Genomic DNA, 16,771 nt, shown 5'->3' with positions numbered 1-16,771 from the left:
GCTTCTCCAGATGGTCCAAGCAACGAACCGCGCAAGCGGCTCACTGCAAGGTCTTAGCATGCGGGAAGCCGGTTTCGTGTGACAGTTTCTTGACATCCGCCGATCTCGGTGTGTCGAGCAGGAGCGCGGTAACGGCGCCTTCACCGCCACCGCATCGCGATCGGGGTAACTCAGCGCTTCGGCCCAAACCCGGGGTAGGGGTTAAGCGGCACGATGGCGGCGATCTCCATCATGCCGGCCTTGATCAGCGGCAAGGTGGCGAGGTGGCCGCGCACTTCGGCGTCGTCGGCCGCCTCGAACATCATGCCGCTGCCGGGGATGTCGCCGCGGTTCCAGACCTGGCGCACCGCGCCTTCGGCGTAGAGCGTGCGGCGCTGCTCGGCCTCGCCGGGCAGAAGGGGTACAAAGTCGGCGTCGCCAAACTTTGCGGTGTTACGGGTGAGAAGGGCAAAGAACTGCATGTCGGTCTCCTTCGGTTGGGATGACCGACTATTCCTTTGACTAGTCAGACTGTCCAAGACTGATTAGGATAAAGTTGAGACCTTTGAGGTCGTAAAGCTCGGAGAAAAAGTGTTCGACCTGCGCCAGCTCCGCTACTTCATCACCGTCGCCGAAACCGGCAATGTCGGTCGCGCCGCCGAAATCCTGCACATCTCGCAATCGCCACTCAGCAGGCAGATCATTCAGCTCGAGGAGCAACTGGGCGTCACTCTGTTCGAACGGGCAAAGCAGCGGGTTCATCTCAATGCGGAGGGCCGCGCCTTCCTGACCGAGGCCCGCGCTCTGATTGCCAATGCGCGGCGCGTGGAGGAGTTCGGCCGCAGCCTCGCCAGCGGCGCGGTCGGCCGTCTCGCCATCGGCTATGTCGAGGGCGCCGTGCATGCAGGCCTGGTCGCCGGCATGCTCAGGCAATTCCGCCGCGAGCGACCGCAATTGCATCTCAGCCTGATGAGCCTGCGCTCTGCCGCGCAGTTGGAAGGTCTGCGCCAGCGTACGCTCGATCTCGGCCTGGTCTATTCGCCGCCGTCGGCCGACTATCCCGAAATTGCCTCGATGCTGGTCCGCCGCGAGCCGCTGGTCCTGGCGATACCCGATGGCGATGCGCTTACGGCTGTCGCCGACATCGGCCCGCATCATCTCGACGGCCGCCCGTGGATCACCGTGGTGCGCCAGCCCGCCGACACCAACCGCGGTCAGTTCCTGGCCGCTTGCATCGAGGCTGGCTTCGTACCCGACATCGCCTATGAAACCGCCGATCCCTTGACCTCACTCGGCTTGGTCAGCGCCGGGCTGGGCCTGGCGACGGTGCAGGAAAGCCTGCGAAGCGCCGCGCCGCCGGGAATAGTCTTCCGCGACCTGCCCTGGTTCAAGCGCAGCGTGGCGATTTATCTCGCCTGGCGCCGGCAGGACGAGCGCGCGGTGATTGGGGATTTGCGGAAGGCAGTAGGCGGTAGGCGGTAGGCAGGCCCAATTTCCCACTGCCTATTCCCTACATCTTGTCGATCACCGACTGCACACCCTCGGTCGGGGCGTCGACGGAGGAGCCTGCCACCATGATGGCGGGGACGATGGCCTCCGGGTCGTTGACGACCAGCGGCTTGACCCGTTGCGCGGTGTGGATGAAGCCCTCTGCCGTCATGTGTTCAAGCAACGCCGTCATCGGGTCCCAGAATCCGTTGATATTGCCGAAGACGATCGGCTTGCGGTGATGGCCGAGTTGCGCCCAGGTCATGATCTCGACGATTTCCTCGACTGTGCCGATGCCGCCCGGCAGCGCCACAAAGGCGTCGGATTTCTCGAACATCTTGTGCTTGCGCTCGTGCATGTTGTCGGTGATCAGCAACTCGTCGAGCCGGTCTAGCGCGCTTTCGGTTGCTTCCCTGTTGATCAGGAAGCGGGGAATGATGCCGGTCACCTTGCCGCCGGCCTTGAGCGCGCCTTCGGCGACGGCGCCCATAATGCCTTTGGTGCCGCCGCCATAGACCAGCCGCAGGCCCGCTTTGGCAATCGAGCGTCCAAGCAGGTGCCCGGCCTTGGCATAGATTTCATCGCGGCCGGGAGACGAGCCGCAATAGACGCAGACGGATCGAATCGTGTTCATGCGGATGATTGGTGATTGGGTCTGAATGCGTGGTCAAGCCCCAAGGGTTGACAAGCCGAGGTTTTTCTTGACGGCCCGTTTTTCTTGTCGGCATTGGCAAAACACGCTAGACCGGCATTAGGTGGCTAAGGGGTAGGGAAATATGGCAATTAATCCACTGAAGGCATTCCTGTTCGCGGCGGGTGGGACCGTCGCGGCCGCGGGAACCGCCTATGTATCGGGCGCACTCGACCCGTATCTTCATCCAACGCCGCCGGCGAAGGTCGCGGCCTTGGCGCCGCCCGAGGCGCCGAAACCGGCTGATCCCGGCACGGAAGGGCGACTGCCGGCGCCGGCGGTGCCGGCTGCTCCCGCCGCAGCACCACAGGCGACTGCTCCAGCCGCACCCGCGACAGAGGCTACGGCTCCGGCAGCGCCTGCACCGGCCGCACCCGTGGCAGCCGGCCCGATCTCGCCGACTTTCGATGTCGTGCGCGTCGAGGGCAATGGCTCGATCGTCATTGCCGGCAATGCAGCGCCCAATTCAAAGGTCGAGATCCTGAGCGGCACGACGGTGCTTGGCTCTACCGTGGCAGGTCCCGATGGCGCCTTTGTCATCGTGCTCGACGACCCGCTGAAGCCTGGTGACTATACGATTGCCTTGCATTCGACCGTCGGCACCGTCGTGACCGTCTCGGTGCAGACCGCTGTCGTTTCGGTTCCCAAGGAAGCCGCCGGCCAGGTGCTGGCCATGGTCGAAGAGCCAGGCAAGCCGGCCGAACTGCTGACGGTCCCGGCGCCAGGGACCAAACCGGCAGCACCTGCCACCGGCGACCAGGCTGCTGCTCCGGCGCCGGCCGCTCAAGCGCCCGCAACTGCTCCTCCGGCGCCCGCGGCACCGGCCCCGGCCGTCGCCGGTGCCGCGCCGGCAACACCGCCAGCCGCCGTGGCCGAACCCAAGATCGTCGTCGAGGCGGTCGAGATCGACGGCAACAAGATCTTCGTCGCCGGCCTCGCCGACCCAGGCCGCAAGGTGCGCGCCTACGCCAACGACATCCTGCTCGGTGACGCGCTGACATCGCCGGACGGTCATTTCCTTGTCGAAGCGACGCGCGACATTCCGGTCGGCAGCTACACCATCCATGTCGACGGCCTCGATGCCGACGGCGTGAAGGTCGTGGCCCGCGCCGCGGTGCCGTTCGAGCGCGAGCCGGGCGAAGCGGTTGCCGCCGTGGCGCCTGCCGGGACCAAGCCGGCGGATGCCAAGCCAGCTGAGACCAAGCCTGCCGCATCGGCAGCCGCCGAAGCACCCGCCGCTCCGGCTCCTGCCGCACCGGCAGCGCCGGCTGCGGAGGCTTCGGCCGTTGTCGCTGCCACCACGCCGCCAAGCGACGTGCCGGAGGCCGTGGCGCCCAAGCTCGAACATGCCGACGGCGCCGTGATTATCCGCCGCAACGACACGCTGTGGCGGATTTCGCGACGCGTCTACGGCCACGGCGTGCGCTATTCCACCATCTACCTCGCCAATCAGGATCAGATCAGGGATCCCAACCACATCTGGCCCGGCCAGGTGTTCAAGGTCCCGGAAAAGTCCAAGGAAGGCGAAGCCGCCGACCTCAAGGCAATGGGCGAGCAGGCGACGACGGCGCCGACCAAGGCGCAGTAGAAGCCTACATCGATCAACTGGCATCGCCTGCTTGGTTGGAGTGAAGGGCGAAACCGTTTGCCCCGGGATCGCCCAGCTCAGGGCGGAGATTCATGCTCGGAATGAGATAATCTCCGCCATTTTGCCGACGGTATGGGATGGGTGTCGTCGTCGGCAGCGTCCGCATCCTCTCACGCAGCTGTTCAGCCACGGGTTGGAAGCCGGTCTCGTCGAGACGATCGACCTTGTAGACCACGAACGGCGGAAGCACGTCGTATCCGGGGTAATAGAGGATCCCGTGATTGATCGGGAACAGCAGGTCGTCGATGGGGCCGTTGATCCCGCGTGGCGTGTAGTGTTCCTCCCAGCCCCCGGCGGTCACGATCAACATAGCGCGTTTCCCGACAAGGGTGCCCTCGCCATAGCGATCGCCCCAGTGCCGATCACTATGCTCACCAACGCCATAGGCGAATCCGTAGGCGAACACACGGTCGACCCAGCCCTTGAGGATTGCCGGCATGGCGAACCACCAAAGCGGGAACTGCAGGATCAAGGTGTCGGCCCACAGCAGCTTCTCGATCTCGGCCTGCACATCTGCGGTTAGCGTGTTGGCCTCGAAACTCTTCTTGGAAGCCGCGACCGGGATGAGCCGCGCATCGGGTTCAAGCGACGGGAAGTCGGCGCGATCGACTTCGGATTTCCAGCCATCGGCGTACAGGTCCGATACGCGCACCTCATGCCCCTGAGCCTCGAGTTCCCTTGTGGCGACGTCACGAAGGGCGCCGCTCAGCGAGCGTGATTCAGGGTGAGCGAAGACGAGCAGAACTTTCATGGGTCAGATCCAATATTGAGGAAACTGACGGCAAGGTAGCCAATGGCCGTTCAATCCACTATATGCAGGTAATGCATAATATTGTGCCGGATAATGGATAAGTCAGAAATTACATTCGAGCGCATGCGTACCTTCATTCGCGTGGCCGAGCGTGGCAGCCTGTCGGCCGTAGCGCGGGAATTTGGTGTCGGGCAGTCAACGATCACGCGGCATGTGCGGGAACTGGAAGAAGCTGTCGGCGTGCCTTTGCTTAGCAGGACGACCCGGCGGGTCACGATGACCGCCGAAGGCAGCCGCTATTATGCCAATAGCGTTCAGATCCTGCGCCTCGTCGAACAGGCTAGCGATGAGGCCCGGGGCACGCGTGGCGCGCCCGCCGGCACGATCCGGATAAGCTGCACGGCAGCTTTCGGTGTCTTGCACGTCAGCCGCCTGATCTTCGCTTTTCAGGACCGTCATCCCGACATCGGGATTGACCTCAGCCTCACGGATGAGCGGGTGGACCTCGTCCGCGAGGGTGTCGATATCGCCGTCCGGCTGGGGCCGCTCACGGACAGCTCGTTGAAGCTGCGGGCCCTCGGCCAGTCGCGGCGTCTGCTCGTGGCGTCTCCGGATTATCTGGCGGCGCGGGGACGGCCCGTCGTCCCTTCGGATCTGTCCCGGCATGAGGGCATCCGGATGTCGATCGTGGCGGGCAGCGAAACGCTCGCTTTGCAGGGCGCCGGCGGCGAACGCCACACGGTGCCTTTCGCGGGGCGGTTGCGGATCGATCATGGACTTGCCGCGCGGCAGGCCATGATCGCTGCTCGCGGGATCGCGCCGGCGCATCGATGGCTTGTGGACGATCTCCTGGCGGCGGGCTTGCTCGAGACGATACTGGCGGATTATTCGCTGCCATCCGTCCCGCTGAACATGTTGATTGTCCCGGAGCGCGCAGGCGTCGCAAGGGTCCGCCTGCTGGTCGAATTTCTGGCTGAACAGATCGCCGCTATTCCAGGGATCGAGAAATCCATCTCGGAGCATTGATGCATGCTGCCCAAGAGTTACCTCGATTTTTGGGGGGACGACATGCATGGAAACAAAGACCTAAAGCGCGTCGCATGAATCCGGTTCTGCGCTTTTGCCGCCGTTCGATCTGCCCGGAAGAGTAGCTTGCGGCGGTGCCGTCCATCGTCTATCGCCGATGAACGATGACCGAATCCGCCCTTGAAACAGATCGCGCTGCCGGCGCTCCACCCAACCGCAGCTCGGATAGCCACGCTGTCGCGGCGCAATTTGCGGCGTTGTCGCATCCGGCGCGCATTGAGATACTGAAGCACCTCTCGGCCAGCAATTCCTGCTGCTGTCGCGAGGTCGTCGACCGTTTCGATCTGGCGCAGTCCACCGTGTCGCAGCATCTGAAAATACTGGTCGAGGCCGGTCTGGTCCGCTTCGAGCCCGACCGCCAGCGCTCGCGCTATGCCGTTGATCGCGTAGCCCTTGCCGATGTATCGGCATCGCTGAACGCCCTCGTCAATTCCTGCTGCTCCGGCCGCTGACCCTCTCACCCAAAAGGCAAGAAAAGTGGTCGAAAAAACCGTCTCCGCCGACACCTCAACGCTCACGACATTGCGCAATTTGTGGCCCTATATGTGGCCGGCCGACCGCGCCGATCTCAGGGCGCGTGTCACCTGGGCTACGCTGCTGCTGGTCGTCGCCAAGCTAACGCTGGTGGCCGGTCCCTATTTCTTCAAATGGGCAACCGATGCGCTGGCTGGCGGCTTCAAGACGCCGCCGCCGCTGCCGTCTTTCATGCTCGCCCCGGTGATGCTGGTCGTCGCCTACAATGTGCTGAGGCTGGTTCAACTCGGCTTCAACCAGTTGCGCGACGCGTTGTTTGCCCGCGTTGGCCAGCATGCCGTGCGCCAGCTTGCGTTCCGCACCTTCGTCCACATGCACCAGCTGTCGCTTCGCTTCCATCTGGAGCGCCGCACCGGCGGCCTGTCGCGCATCATCGAGCGCGGCACCAAGGGTATCGAGACGATCGTGCGCTTCATCATGCTCAACACGGCGCCGACCATCCTCGAATTCGCGCTGACCGCCGGCATATTCGGTTTTACCTATGGCTGGAAATATGTGGCCGTGGTGGCGATCACCGTCTGGCTCTATGTCTGGTTCACAGTCAAGGCGAGCGACTGGCGCATCTCGATCCGTCGCGACATGAACGACAGCGACACCGACGCCAACACCAAGGCGATCGACTCGCTGCTCAATTTCGAGACGGTCAAATACTTCACCAATGAGCGCATGGAAGCCGACCGCTTCGACCGTTCGATGGCGCGCTACGAGGTCGCCGCCACCAAGACCTGGACCTCGCTCGGCTGGCTGAATTTTGGCCAGGGCGTCATCTTCGGCCTCGGCACGGTCGTCGTCATGTGCATGTCGGCGCTGGAGGTGCAGGCCCACACGCAGACCGTCGGCGATTTCGTCTTCATCAACGCCATGCTGGTGCAGCTTTCCGTGCCGCTCAACTTCATCGGCTTCATCTACCGTGAAATTCGCCAGGGCCTTACCGATATTGAGCACATGTTCGACCTGCTCGACGTGCCGCAGGAGATTGTCGACAAGCCGGACGCCAAGCCGCTCACCGTCGGCGCGGGCAAGGTCGAGTTCCGCGACGTGCATTTCTCCTATGATCCCAATCGCAAGATCCTGAAGGGTGTTTCCTTCGACGTGCCGGCCGGCAAGACGGTCGCCATTGTCGGGCCGTCGGGCGCCGGCAAGTCGACCATCTCGCGGCTGCTGTTCCGCTTCTATGACGTGCAGGCCGGCCAGGTGCTGATCGACGGCCAGGACATCCGGGATGTCACCCAGGACAGCCTGCGCGCGATGCTCGGCATGGTGCCGCAGGACACGGTGCTGTTCAACGACACCATCGCCTACAACATCCGCTACGGCCGCGTCGGCGCGAGCGAGGAGGAAGTCCGCAAGGCCGCCGAACTCGCCCAGATCGGGCCGTTCATCGAAAAGCTGCCAGACGGCTACAAGTCGATGGTTGGCGAGCGCGGGCTGAAGCTTTCCGGCGGCGAAAAGCAGCGCGTCGCGATTGCCCGCACCATCCTGAAGGCGCCGCCGATCCTGATGCTCGACGAAGCGACTTCGGCGCTGGACAGCCACACCGAGCAGGAGATCCAGGCCGCGCTCGATCTCGTCAGCAAGGGCCGCACCACCATTGTGATTGCCCACCGTCTGTCGACGGTGATTTCCGCCGATGAGATCATCGTGCTCAAGGACGGCCAGATCGCCGAACGCGGCACCCATGTCGAGCTGATGCGCAAGCACGGCCTCTATGCCTCGATGTGGGACCGCCAGCGCGAGGCGACCGAAGCCGAGGAGCGCCTGCGCCTTGCCCGCGAGGGCGACGAGTTCGGCGTCATCGTTCGCCGGCGGACGTCGGAGGTAAATTGATTTTTCCGCTTGACCTCAACTTAAGTTGAGATTGTACGCCGCTCCTGGAGCCCCGAAAACACCATCATCCAGGAACGGAACAATCGAAATGAACGACATAAATCAGAACGTTAACGGCGGCAGCGTGTTCAGGGTGGACAAGTTCGTCGTGCCGGCCGCCGCCCGCGAGGAGATCCTCGTCAAGGTCAGGACGACGCACGAATTGCTGCGCCAGCAGCAGGGTTTCGTGCAGGATTTCCTGCTCGAACAATTTTCAGGGCCGGGCGAATTCAACCTGGTGACGATCGTCGAATGGGAGAGCCAGGCCGCCGTCGACAAGGTCGTTCCGATCGTCAAGGCCGCGCACGAGCGCATCGCCTTCAATCCGCAGGAGACGATCGCCCGGCTTGGGGTGCGCGCCGACATTGCCAACTATCAGCGGATTCCCGAGGCATAGAGCAACGTGAACTGCTCCAGGCTTACGGCCAGCCGACGCCGGGTGCCGGCGCTTCCACGCTGAGCACCTGGCCGGTGCGTGCGTCGCTGACCATGTGCTCGAAGCCGCGCCACTCGGCAGCGACGATGAACAGCATCCTCCTGTCCGCACCGCCCAGCATGCAGGCGAAGCAGCCGCGATCGACGGTGACGGTCTGCAGCACCTCGCCGCCCTCGCGCATCCGCACGCAGTGCTTGTTGGGGACATCCGCGTACCAGATCGCGCCTTCGGCATCGAGGCAGATACCGTCGGGATAACCGTCGAGGTCGGCCCAGACGCGCCGGTTGGACAGGCCGCCGTCGGCGGCGATGTCGAAGGCGGTCAGCCGGTTGCCATGGGATTCGGCAAGGATCAGGGTCTTGTTGTCCGGGGTCACCGCCATGCCGTTGGCGAAGGCGATGTCGTCAGCCACTTGGCGGAGCGCGCCATCCGGCGTGATTAGCACGATGGTGCCTGGGCCGAAATGCTCACCGGCAGCCGGCGCGGGGCCGCCGCCATTGACATAGATGTTGCCGCGCCCGTCGACGACGATCTCGTTCCACGGGCTTTTCGACAGACCGCGCAGATCGGCATGGGTGACGAGCCTGCCATCAGCCTCCTGCCGCAACAGCAAGCCTTCGCGGCCTGAGACGACAAGCAGGCGTCCATCCGGCAGCCAGTCGATTGAATAGGGCAGGACGGCCGGCACGGTGAGCATGATTTCGCGATTGCCGTGCGCATCCATCGCGATGATCTCGCCGGTACCCCAGTTGCAGACCCAAAGGCGTCCGTCATGCCAGCGTGGGGATTCGCCGAAGGCAAGGCCGGCGGTGACGAGACGCGCCGGTGCGGCCGATTGTATCTGCATTACGGACCTCCTTGTTGCGCGTCATCATGGCTGAAAAGGCTTTGGAAGGACGCTGTCACACCCAAGGACGGGCGAGGGGCCTTCTTTCCGACAGCCGCCTTGTTATTCCGTTCAGGGAACATTGCCGGTAGGGCGTTGGCACCGCATGACGGCGGCTTGTCGGTTGTCGTCGGTATCGACCCGCGGGTCTTGACCGCACCGCCAATATCGCACGTGCTGTAGCCCGTCGTCGCGCCCGCCAGCCGCAGCCAATGTGGCGTCGCCGATTGTCGCGTTGCGGGCAGGGGGTGTTTCGGCTATTGAGGCCGGACCTGAAACAGGGACCGCCCCCACCCCATGAGCCTTGTCGACACGGTCAAGAACGCATTCGTACCGATCCATCGTGAAGGCTACCCCTTCATCGCGGCCTTTGGCGCGGGCACACTTTTCCTTGGCTATTTCTCCTCGATACTGTTCTGGATCGGCCTGATCCTGACCGCCTGGTGCGTCTATTTCTTCCGCGATCCCGAGCGCGTCACGCCGGTCGACGACCGCCTGGTCGTCAGCCCCGCCGACGGCATCATTTCTGCGGTCGGCCCGGCCGTGCCGCCGCGCGAGCTTGGCCTCGGCAATGTCGAGATGACCCGCATCTCGGTGTTCATGAATGTCTTTTCCTGCCACGTGAACCGCGCGCCCGTGCGCGGCCGCATAACCAAGATCGAGCATCGGCCCGGAAAATTCCTCAACGCCGAACTCGACAAGGCCAGCACCGAGAACGAGCGCAACGGCCTGGTCATCGAGAGCCCCAACGGCACGGTGGCCGCCGTCCAGATCGCCGGCCTGGTGGCGCGCCGCATCGTCTGCTGGGCCGAGGCCGGAGGCTCGATCGGCACCGGCGAGCGTTTCGGCCTGATCCGCTTCGGTTCGCGCGTCGACGTCTTCCTGCCTTTGGCCGCGACGCCGCGTGTCGCCGTTGGCCAGACGGCGGTCGGCGGTGAAACCGTGCTCGCCGAATTCGGCGGTGTCGCCGGCACCCCGCTCGTCAGGATTTCCTGAGCCTTGGGCGCGCCGTTCAAGAAGTTCGAGGCCCATGCCAGCGGCGGTCCGCGCATCCGCGAGATCCCGATGCGCATGGTGCTGCCCAATCTGGTCACCGTGCTTGCCATCTGCGCCGGCCTGTCCGGCATCCGCTTTGCCTTCGAAGACCGCTTCGAGACAGCGGTGGTGATGGTGCTGCTGGCTGCCTTTCTCGATGGCATCGACGGCCGGCTCGCACGCATGCTGAAGGCGACTTCGAAATTCGGCGCGCAGATGGATTCGCTCGCCGACATCGTCAATTTCGGTGTCGCGCCGGCTCTGGTGCTGTATGCCTTCCTGCTCGATCGCGCCGGCTCGCCGGGTTGGATAGCCGCCCTTCTGTTCGCCATCGCCTGCGGGCTCAGGCTCGCCCGCTTCAACGTGCTCGACGACGAGAAGGCCGAGCGGCCCCTGTGGCAGTCGGAATATTTCGTCGGCGTACCCGCGCCGGCGGGCGCGGTGCTGGTGATGCTGCCGCTCTATCTGTTCTTCCTGAGGCTCGGGCTGGAGCCAAGCCGCCCAGCCGCCTTCGTCGCCACCGGCTTCACCATCCTTGTCGCCTTCCTTCTCGTCAGCCGGCTGCCGGTCTATTCCGGCAAGAGCATCAAGATCCCGGGCGACAGGGTGCTGCCGGTCATTCTGGCCGTGGTGCTCTACATCCTCTTGCTGATGACCTATCCCTGGTACACGCTGACGGCATCGGTCGCGGGCTATCTGATCTTCCTGCCGTTTTCCGTGCGCGCCTATTCCAAGCGCGCCAAGCTCGAAGGCGAGAAGGTGCCGCCTTCGGACATAGGCTGATCGCTAGACTGGTCTAGGTCGCAAGCCGCCAAGCAACAGATCGCCCCAGGCGGAGGCAAAGCGTTCATCGCTGATCTCGATTGCACGTTCACCCCAGATCGCTTCGAAGACCCGGAACATGGCGACGCTGCCGACGATCACGGCGGCGATCGCCTCGCTGTCGTGCGGGCGCAATTCGCCCTGACGCTGGCGCTCCCGCAGCCATTCCGCGACAGCAAGATAAGTGCTTTGCATGATCTCGCCACGTGCGGAGGCTTTCAGCGCGGGGAAATGCTCCAGGTCGCGCCACAAGATCCGAAGCACGTCGCGGTTGGCGCCGAGCTTTTCAAGCATGCTCTCCACAAGCCGCCGCGAACTTTCGTCGATGGAAAGCGTTGTCTCGCCAAGTTCGGCACGGCCTTCCCGTGCCGTATCGACAAACTGATCGATCGCGGTGGCAAGCAGGTCCTCTTTTGAAGGGAAGTGCTTATAGAGTGCGCCGGAGCCGCGCGACAGGCCTGCCGCCTCCTGAATGTCGGGAACGCTCGTCCGGTCGTAGCCTCGCTCGGCAAACAGTCGGATGGCTTCACGCAGAATGCGTTCCCGTCCAGTTGATGGCGGTTTCATAGCGGATCCCAGCTCCATGACTAGGTAGGGGATTCTCAGAGGACAATAACACCACGCGCACAATCACAAACGGCGCTAGCCGGCGGCCTGGCGATGCGAATCGACTGCCACGTGCTTGTGTCGTTCGCAAAGCCACGCCCTCCAGTTCCTTTGACCAAGCCGCTCATTGGTTTCGACCAAACCCATTTTGAAGCTCATCTTGCGGCTGACCGGCAGTGGCAGGACGAGCCGCCTGAGCCCGAGCGCATCGCAGTATTGTCGTGCGAAACTCGAGAAGGGCATCAGATCCGGGCCGCCGATCGCAGGGCGTACACCGCGCTTCCCGTCATTCACCGCCTCCGCCAGATAGCGGGCTACATCTCGCGTATCGACGGGATTTGAGAGCGAATTTGGCAACGGCCAGACAGGCAGCCATTTCAGCCCACCCAGCATCTGCTCCAAGAGGTAGTAGAATGGCGTTGCGCGAATGACTGACCACGCAAGCGGGCACTCCCGCACAAGCTGTTCGCCCGCCAACTTTGCTCGGGCATAGGGCAGGCTGCTGAATTCGAGGCCGACGATCGACACGAAGATGAAGTGGCCGATACCGGCGCGACGCGATGCTGCAAGCAAGCGCCGCGTGCCTTCGACATCGACGCTTGTCGGGCTGAAGAAGAAGTCAATCGGCCTCATGCCGCGCCTGGCGATGGGCGAGAGGGTCGCGGCATGGATCACGGTGTCGATGCCGCCAAGCGCGTCATCGATGCCTTCGCCGGTTGCCAAGTCGCCCAAGGCCCATTGCAGGGAGGGATCATTCATCGGCTTCCTGGCGAGCAATCTGACGACGTGACCGGCCTGGGACAGCGCCGGCACAAGATCGCGACCGAGATGTCCGGTCCCTCCCGTGACAAGGATTTTTGCCATGTGCAGCTTTCCTCCAGGTTGGAAATCTTGCTCCGATGGAGAGTGAATGGTCACTCACCACTTTGGCGATTCTTTGGCGAGGGGCCATCTTCAGGGGTGTCGAGGCATGGAAGAAGCGTGAATCCTACCGGATCTCGCCGATCATCCCGGCTTGCCTGAGGTGAAACGATTGGTTGGATCTGGCGGCGTTACGCCGCGATGCCCCGCCCCAGCCTGTCGATCGCCAGCTTTCTGGTCGAGACATAATCGGTCTTGCCGGAACCGAGCACCGGGATTTCCTCCACCTTGACGATGTCGTTCGGCACCATCAGTTCGGCGGCCCCGGCCTTCTTGCCGAACTGGCGCAGCTCTTCAGGATTGGCATCGTCGGCGGTGGTGACCAGCACGATGCGTTCGCCGCGTCTCTTGTCGGGCACCGCCACCGCCGCATGGCGTTCTTCCGGCCACAGCGACTGCACCAGCATCTCGACCGCGCCCAGCGACACCATCTCGCCGGCGATCTTGGCGAAGCGCTTGGCGCGGCCGCGAATGGTGATGAAGCCTTCGCGGTCGACGGCGACGATGTCGCCGGTGTCGTGCCAGCCGCTCAGCGGCTGCAACTCTCCGGGGCGGTCTGATGTCATGTAACCCATCATCAGGTTCGGTCCGTCGAGCCACAACTGGCCGGCATCCGATATGCCCTCGACCGGCTCCAGCTTCATGCGCATGGCCGGCAGCAGCCGCCCGACCGTACCGTCGCGCCCATGGAGGGCGGTGTTGACGGCAACCACCGGCGCGGCCTCGGTCAGCCCAAACCCTTCGATGATCTCGGCCTGGAAGCGCTCGCGGTAGACGCGGCGGGTTTCCGGCTTCACAGCCTCGGCGCCGGCAACGACGAATCGCAGGCTGGAGAAGTCGCCGTCCTTGGCGGTGCGCGCATAGTTGGCGAGGAAGGTGTCGGTGCCGAACATGATGGTCGGCTTCACCTTGCGGGCGATCTCGGGGATGATCTTGTAATGGAGCGGCGAGGGATAGAGGAACAGCTTTACCCCGGTGACCAGCGGCAGGATGGTGCCGCCCGTCAGGCCGAAGGAATGGAACACCGGCAGCACGTTGAGCAGGATGTCGGCCGGCGAGATGGTGATGCGCGCCTCGGCCTGCATGGCATTGGCGAGAAGGTTCTTTTGCGACAGGACAACCGCCTTCGGCGTGCCCTCGGAGCCGGAGGTGAACAGGATCACGCCCGGCTTGGCCGCATCCTGGCGCTGCAGCGGCAAACGCCACAGCAAGGCGGCGGCAAGCTTGTCCAGCGCGGTGACGCTGGTCCGAACATCTTCCAGCCACAGCAGCCTGGCACCGCCCTTTTCGACCGCGGCGACGATATCGGCGAGATCGGCCTTCTCGACGAAGGCCCGCGATGAGATGACGGTGCGGATGACGGCCGTGCGCACGGCGGCGGTGACGCTCGCCGGCCCGGCCGTGTAGTTGATCATCGCCGCCACCCGGCCCGCTGACAGAAGTCCGACGAATGACAGCACGACGCCATTGGCGTTGGGCAGCATTATCCCCACCGCTTCGCCTGGCGCCGTCACCGCCTCGAAGCGCCTGCCCAGCACGCGGGCACCGATGAACATCTTGCGGTAGCTCAGTGCGCCCGAGATGACGTCCTCGATGATCGGATGCGAGGCGCCGACCCTGGCTGCCGCATCGCGCATGGCCAGGAACAGGCCGCGGTCGAGGTCGTTGCCGAAAAGCCGGGCCTCGGCGACGCGGTCGAACAGCGAATTGGTATTCGAGGCCTGGTCCGGATTGCGTGCCACCAGTTCGGCGATGGTCATCGGCTCCAGTACGCTGATCGAGAGCCGCGGAAACCAGTGCCGCGGGGCCTTGGCCGCCGGCGTCAGGGAAACAGGCAGGCTGCGGGCACCGGCGACAAAGATCGGCACGATGCGGGCGTCAGCCTGCATGGCAATGCGGGTGACGGCGCGAAACAGCCGAAACGTCTTGACGTCAGGCTCGACTGCGTCCGGCAGATAGACGGCGAGCCGGCCCTTGCCCTTCAGCACACGCACCAGCCGGCGGCTGACGAAAAGATGTTCGGCATTGAAGGCGATCGTTCGGCCAAGCTCACGCCAGGGTTCCAGCCACGGCGAGCGTGCCGAGACCTCGTCAAGAATGTGCAGCGTGTCATCCGGCAGCAGCGACAGCATCAGCGCTGGTTCGAAGCGCGACTGGTGCGAGATGACGTAGATGACGGGAGCCTGCGCCTTGCGCGCGATCCTGATGCGGCTGTCGTTGATCCGGTAGGCGAGCTTGAACGGCACGTAGAGCATCGCCTGGCTGAAACGCAGGTCGAGGCGGAATTTCTCCACCACGCCGATCAGCAGCCAGGCCAGAACGAGACCCGCAAGCAGCGCCAGTGTCAGGATCATGCCGCTTCTCTCCCAACGACTTTTGTCATCGCGGCTCTTCCGCGGCCGCCTCGGCGCAGAGGGTAGCGCAAGTGGGCGCTAGGTCAATGTGGGAAGAGACGGTGTTGCTTCTCCCCCGGAGGGAGAAAGAACGACCCTTACGCTGCCTTCAACCGCCCGCTGATGAAACGGAACTCCTGCGTCTTGCCGCCATAGCCATAGGCGGCTGCCGGAACTTCATGCACGAAGGCATAGCTTTCCTCGTGCACACTGCCCAACAGGCGGCCGAAGGCATCGAAGAGGGCCTTGAGATAGGCGTCCAGCTCGAGCTTGGTGTTGGTGCCGTCGACCACCTTGATATCCAGCCAGAACGTGTTGGTGCCATGCTCGGCCAGCGACTTGCCGCCGGCGAACCAGTGCTGCGGATCGACATAGGACATGGCAACGGCGGTGATCGTGGGATCCTTGCGCAATTGCGTGGCGGTGATCTCGGTTATTTCCCTGGCGATGCTGGCGGACAAGGCGGCGTCCGGCTTGCCGGTGACGCTGATATTGATGATAGGCATTTTTCGTCTCCTTGGTTTCCAGCGGCGTCTGATTGCCGTTGGAGAGACCATGCCACCATCATTGAGTCAAAAAAATCGAATTGTTTTCAACAGAAGATTCGATATTATCGAATTATGGAAATGTTCGATCCAGATCTGCTCAAAACCTTTCTCGCTTTCGTCGACAGCGGTTCGCTGGCGCGGGCGGCTATCAGCGTTGGCCGTTCGCCTTCGGCGGTGACCACCCAGATGCAGCGGCTGGAGGAGATCGTCGGCGAGCCGCTGCTGGCGCCGCAGGGCAGGGGCCGCGGCCTGACGCCGGCCGGGGAGGATCTCGTCGGCCACGCCAGGCGCATTCTTGCCGCGCACCGCGAGGCATGGCTGGCGCTGAAGGGGGCGCGGGCAGCCGGGCGTGTCGCCATCGGCACGACGCAGGATTTCGCCGACAGCGGCCTGCCGGATCTGCTGCGTGCCTTCGCCACCAGCCATCCGCGCGTCAGGATCGAATTGCGGGTTGGCCGCTCCGCCGAACTGACGCAGGCGCTGCAGGCCGGCAGCCTCGATCTGGCGATTGTCATGCGCCAGGCGGCCGCGCCGGACGAGGTCGGCGTGCTGCGTGAGCCGATGATGTGGCTGTGTTCTGGGAAAGGGCTCGCCTGGCGGCAGGAAGAGTTGCCGCTGGCGCTGCTCGATCCCCATTGCGGGTTTCGCGAGGCCGCACTGGCGGCGCTCGATGCGGCCGGCCGCCGCTACCGCATCGCCGCCGGCAGTGCCAGCCTGGCCGGCCTTCGCACCGCGGTGAATGCCGGCGTTGCGCTGACCTTGCGGACCCCGCGCTTTGCCCATTCAGGCATCGTCGAAGCGCCGCGCGAGCTGAGCCTGCCACCGGTTCCGATGGCCGAATTCGCGATCCGGCTGCGTGCCGATGCTGATGCTTCCGCGGGCGATCTGGCGGCGCTGCTCAGCGGCAACCTGGCCCTGTCCCAGCCGCCCGGCTGATTTGGCGCCAGCCTATCGCGAGATAACGCCGACCTGCGGTCGGCTTGTGGGGAAAGAAAACGCCGACCTTACCGTCGGGCCCATTTAGAAAGAAAAAGCCGACCTTGCGGTCGGCTTGGAGTAAGACGGGCCGAGGGGTTTGGGG

General features: G+C 64.0%; 17 protein-coding genes. 9 read left to right on the top strand and 8 right to left on the bottom strand.

The window, feature by feature from the left end:
• Positions 1–170: 170 nt before the first annotated feature.
• Positions 171–461, bottom strand: coding sequence for a muconolactone Delta-isomerase family protein (locus CK227_RS21840; protein WP_095770703.1), 291 nt, complete (start codon positions 459–461; stop codon positions 171–173).
• Positions 462–570: 109 nt separating this feature from the next.
• Here CK227_RS21840 and CK227_RS21835 point away from each other — a divergent pair, with 109 nt between their 5' ends.
• Complete coding sequence (locus CK227_RS21835; RefSeq protein ID WP_095770702.1) at positions 571–1,461, top strand: LysR substrate-binding domain-containing protein; 891 nt, start codon at positions 571–573, stop codon at positions 1,459–1,461.
• 28 nt (positions 1,462–1,489) lie between these two features.
• Here the strand turns inward: CK227_RS21835 and CK227_RS21830 are convergent, their stop codons facing one another.
• Entirely contained in the window at positions 1,490–2,101 is a 612-nt protein-coding gene (locus tag CK227_RS21830; RefSeq protein WP_095770701.1) for a TIGR00730 family Rossman fold protein, read from the bottom strand.
• A 142-nt stretch (positions 2,102–2,243) separates the two neighbouring features.
• On the opposite strand from CK227_RS21830, the gene CK227_RS21825 reads away from it, so the two are divergent.
• Positions 2,244–3,746 (top strand): LysM peptidoglycan-binding domain-containing protein, encoded by a 1,503-nt coding sequence (locus CK227_RS21825; protein WP_095770700.1) that lies wholly within the window; start codon positions 2,244–2,246, stop codon positions 3,744–3,746.
• Between the two features lie 13 nt (positions 3,747–3,759).
• Here CK227_RS21825 and CK227_RS21820 read toward each other — a convergent pair whose 3' ends face one another.
• Positions 3,760–4,557 carry an NAD(P)H-dependent oxidoreductase gene (locus CK227_RS21820; RefSeq protein ID WP_095770699.1) on the bottom strand — a complete coding sequence of 266 codons (798 nt, stop codon included), beginning with the start codon at positions 4,555–4,557 and terminating at the stop codon, positions 3,760–3,762.
• Between the two features lie 93 nt (positions 4,558–4,650).
• On the opposite strand from CK227_RS21820, the gene CK227_RS21815 reads away from it, so the two are divergent.
• The 4 genes from CK227_RS21815 to CK227_RS21800 all read left to right on the top strand — a co-directional run bounded on the left by CK227_RS21815 (position 4,651) and on the right by CK227_RS21800 (position 8,440).
• Positions 4,651–5,583 (top strand): LysR family transcriptional regulator, encoded by a 933-nt coding sequence (locus CK227_RS21815; protein WP_095770698.1) that lies wholly within the window; start codon positions 4,651–4,653, stop codon positions 5,581–5,583.
• A gap of 164 nt (positions 5,584–5,747) precedes the next feature.
• Positions 5,748–6,095, top strand: coding sequence for a metalloregulator ArsR/SmtB family transcription factor (locus CK227_RS21810; RefSeq protein WP_095770697.1), 348 nt, complete (start codon positions 5,748–5,750; stop codon positions 6,093–6,095).
• A 25-nt stretch (positions 6,096–6,120) separates the two neighbouring features.
• Positions 6,121–8,004 carry an ABC transporter ATP-binding protein/permease gene (locus CK227_RS21805; protein ID WP_095770696.1) on the top strand — a complete coding sequence of 628 codons (1,884 nt, stop codon included), beginning with the start codon at positions 6,121–6,123 and terminating at the stop codon, positions 8,002–8,004.
• A gap of 88 nt (positions 8,005–8,092) precedes the next feature.
• The gene (locus tag CK227_RS21800) at positions 8,093–8,440 is read left to right on the top strand and encodes an antibiotic biosynthesis monooxygenase (RefSeq protein ID WP_095770695.1); all 348 of its coding nucleotides are present in this window, start codon (positions 8,093–8,095) and stop codon (positions 8,438–8,440) included.
• A 22-nt stretch (positions 8,441–8,462) separates the two neighbouring features.
• Here CK227_RS21800 and CK227_RS21795 read toward each other — a convergent pair whose 3' ends face one another.
• On the bottom strand, positions 8,463–9,326 hold the full coding sequence (locus CK227_RS21795; protein ID WP_095770694.1) for an SMP-30/gluconolactonase/LRE family protein: 864 nt from the start codon (positions 9,324–9,326) through the stop codon (positions 8,463–8,465).
• 336 nt (positions 9,327–9,662) lie between these two features.
• Between CK227_RS21795 and CK227_RS21790 the strand changes: the two genes are divergently transcribed.
• Together CK227_RS21790 and CK227_RS21785 are read left to right on the top strand one after the other, a co-directional pair.
• Positions 9,663–10,361, top strand: coding sequence for a phosphatidylserine decarboxylase (locus CK227_RS21790; RefSeq protein ID WP_095770693.1), 699 nt, complete (start codon positions 9,663–9,665; stop codon positions 10,359–10,361).
• A gap of 3 nt (positions 10,362–10,364) precedes the next feature.
• Positions 10,365–11,183 (top strand): phosphatidylcholine/phosphatidylserine synthase, encoded by an 819-nt coding sequence (locus CK227_RS21785; protein ID WP_032929550.1) that lies wholly within the window; start codon positions 10,365–10,367, stop codon positions 11,181–11,183.
• Between the two features lie 3 nt (positions 11,184–11,186).
• On the opposite strand, the gene CK227_RS21780 is transcribed toward CK227_RS21785, so the two are convergent.
• The 4 genes from CK227_RS21780 to CK227_RS21765 all read right to left on the bottom strand — a co-directional run bounded on the left by CK227_RS21780 (position 11,187) and on the right by CK227_RS21765 (position 15,648).
• Complete coding sequence (locus CK227_RS21780; RefSeq protein ID WP_179296327.1) at positions 11,187–11,789, bottom strand: TetR/AcrR family transcriptional regulator; 603 nt, start codon at positions 11,787–11,789, stop codon at positions 11,187–11,189.
• A gap of 75 nt (positions 11,790–11,864) precedes the next feature.
• Entirely contained in the window at positions 11,865–12,692 is an 828-nt protein-coding gene (locus tag CK227_RS21775; protein ID WP_095770691.1) for an NAD-dependent epimerase/dehydratase family protein, read from the bottom strand.
• A 188-nt stretch (positions 12,693–12,880) separates the two neighbouring features.
• Positions 12,881–15,103, bottom strand: coding sequence for an AMP-binding protein (locus CK227_RS21770; protein ID WP_095770690.1), 2,223 nt, complete (start codon positions 15,101–15,103; stop codon positions 12,881–12,883).
• Positions 15,104–15,240: 137 nt separating this feature from the next.
• Positions 15,241–15,648: a 4-oxalocrotonate tautomerase family protein gene (locus CK227_RS21765; RefSeq protein WP_095770689.1), complete on the bottom strand. Its 408-nt coding sequence runs from the start codon at positions 15,646–15,648 to the stop codon at positions 15,241–15,243.
• A 114-nt stretch (positions 15,649–15,762) separates the two neighbouring features.
• On the opposite strand from CK227_RS21765, the gene CK227_RS21760 reads away from it, so the two are divergent.
• Positions 15,763–16,626, top strand: coding sequence for a LysR substrate-binding domain-containing protein (locus CK227_RS21760; protein ID WP_095770688.1), 864 nt, complete (start codon positions 15,763–15,765; stop codon positions 16,624–16,626).
• Positions 16,627–16,771 lie beyond the last annotated feature (145 nt).

This window comes from Mesorhizobium sp. WSM4308 (genome assembly GCF_002294905.1).
Classification (GTDB): Bacteria; Pseudomonadota; Alphaproteobacteria; order Rhizobiales; family Rhizobiaceae; genus Mesorhizobium.
Note: the sequence above shows the minus strand (reverse complement) of the source record. Positions and strands in the feature narration are given on the sequence as shown.

Excerpts from the sequence above, each read along its gene's own strand:
- CK227_RS21830 (WP_095770701.1), bottom strand. The coding sequence starts at position 2,101 with ATGAACACGATTCGATCCGTCTGCGTCTATTGCGGCTCGTCTCCCGGC.
- CK227_RS21760 (WP_095770688.1), top strand. The coding sequence starts at position 15,763 with ATGGAAATGTTCGATCCAGATCTGCTCAAAACCTTTCTCGCTTTCGTC.
- CK227_RS21810 (WP_095770697.1), top strand. The coding sequence starts at position 5,748 with ATGACCGAATCCGCCCTTGAAACAGATCGCGCTGCCGGCGCTCCACCC.
- CK227_RS21790 (WP_095770693.1), top strand. The coding sequence starts at position 9,663 with ATGAGCCTTGTCGACACGGTCAAGAACGCATTCGTACCGATCCATCGT.
- CK227_RS21820 (WP_095770699.1), bottom strand. The coding sequence starts at position 4,557 with ATGAAAGTTCTGCTCGTCTTCGCTCACCCTGAATCACGCTCGCTGAGC.
- CK227_RS21795 (WP_095770694.1), bottom strand. The coding sequence starts at position 9,326 with ATGCAGATACAATCGGCCGCACCGGCGCGTCTCGTCACCGCCGGCCTT.
- CK227_RS21770 (WP_095770690.1), bottom strand. The coding sequence starts at position 15,103 with ATGATCCTGACACTGGCGCTGCTTGCGGGTCTCGTTCTGGCCTGGCTG.
- CK227_RS21800 (WP_095770695.1), top strand. The coding sequence starts at position 8,093 with ATGAACGACATAAATCAGAACGTTAACGGCGGCAGCGTGTTCAGGGTG.
- CK227_RS21780 (WP_179296327.1), bottom strand. The coding sequence starts at position 11,789 with ATGAAACCGCCATCAACTGGACGGGAACGCATTCTGCGTGAAGCCATC.
- CK227_RS21825 (WP_095770700.1), top strand. The coding sequence starts at position 2,244 with ATGGCAATTAATCCACTGAAGGCATTCCTGTTCGCGGCGGGTGGGACC.
- CK227_RS21775 (WP_095770691.1), bottom strand. The coding sequence starts at position 12,692 with ATGGCAAAAATCCTTGTCACGGGAGGGACCGGACATCTCGGTCGCGAT.
- CK227_RS21815 (WP_095770698.1), top strand. The coding sequence starts at position 4,651 with ATGGATAAGTCAGAAATTACATTCGAGCGCATGCGTACCTTCATTCGC.
- CK227_RS21840 (WP_095770703.1), bottom strand. The coding sequence starts at position 461 with ATGCAGTTCTTTGCCCTTCTCACCCGTAACACCGCAAAGTTTGGCGAC.
- CK227_RS21765 (WP_095770689.1), bottom strand. The coding sequence starts at position 15,648 with ATGCCTATCATCAATATCAGCGTCACCGGCAAGCCGGACGCCGCCTTG.